The 717-nt window shown below is 55.1% G+C and carries 1 protein-coding gene and 1 pseudogene; both read right to left on the bottom strand.

Annotation, left to right across the window (positions count from 1 at the left end; translation table 11 throughout):
• Positions 1-148, bottom strand: a pseudogene (locus A918_RS21575) (ATP-binding protein); the annotation flags it as partial.
• Between the two features lie 36 nt (positions 149-184).
• Positions 185-661 (bottom strand): hypothetical protein, encoded by a 477-nt coding sequence (locus A918_RS22325; RefSeq protein WP_022711755.1) that lies wholly within the window; start codon positions 659-661, stop codon positions 185-187.
• Between the last annotated feature and the right edge of the window lie 56 nt (positions 662-717).

The following is a 717-nucleotide window of genomic DNA, read 5'->3' as shown; positions in this document are numbered from 1 at the left end:
TGAGATTGGTGGTGATTATGACACTCGTGCGCTCGTAAAGTTTGCTGAGCAGGTGGAATAAAAGCGCGCCACCGGATGCACTGAATGGTAGATATCCGAGCTCATCAAGAATGACGAGATCGGAATAAATGAGCCGGTTGGCGATCTGGACTTGTCACGGTTTGCTTCCGCCTCCTTGAATAGACTATTTGTCATTAAGGAGAAGATTTATGGCAGTTTCACACACAGACGATTTCAGACGCGAAGGGGATCGCCGGCGCTTCCAATCCTCGGAAATTGAGGCCGTGTCCTTCAGCTCACAATCGTCCCTTCGCCAAAAGGACTCAGACCGCTCAAGGCCGCAAAGTGCGGCCACCCACGCGCAGCCCTCACCGAAGTCACACCTCTCCAGGCTCGTCACCAGGCCGAAGATATCGCCCTTGTTGTCACTGAGAGGATCGAACCAGCCTCGTCCGGCATGTGTAACAATGATGATCTCGGCACTGCGGCGATACTTCATCGCGCGCCTGGTGCTTTCCTTGACATCGAGGGCAAACCCGGCGGCCTCCAGCACCACCTGGCAGCCTACCGTTTCCCGAAGCCTTTCAATCTCTTCTCTTCTCTTTTCATTTCCTCTCCGGCCGCATGCGGCTGACCTTCCATCTTTATCCTCCCGCACCATGCGGGATCAGTTTTCGACAGGCGCGAAGAGCAAAGGCTGCAAGGGCATGGCCGGCA

Origin of the sequence: Pseudochrobactrum sp. AO18b, assembly GCF_000409565.1 — a bacterium.
GTDB lineage: Bacteria > Pseudomonadota > Alphaproteobacteria > Rhizobiales > Rhizobiaceae > Pseudochrobactrum > Pseudochrobactrum saccharolyticum.
This window is presented reverse-complemented; position numbering and strand designations above follow the sequence as displayed.

Excerpts from the sequence above, each read along its gene's own strand:
- A918_RS22325 (WP_022711755.1), bottom strand. The coding sequence starts at position 661 with ATGGTGCGGGAGGATAAAGATGGAAGGTCAGCCGCATGCGGCCGGAGA.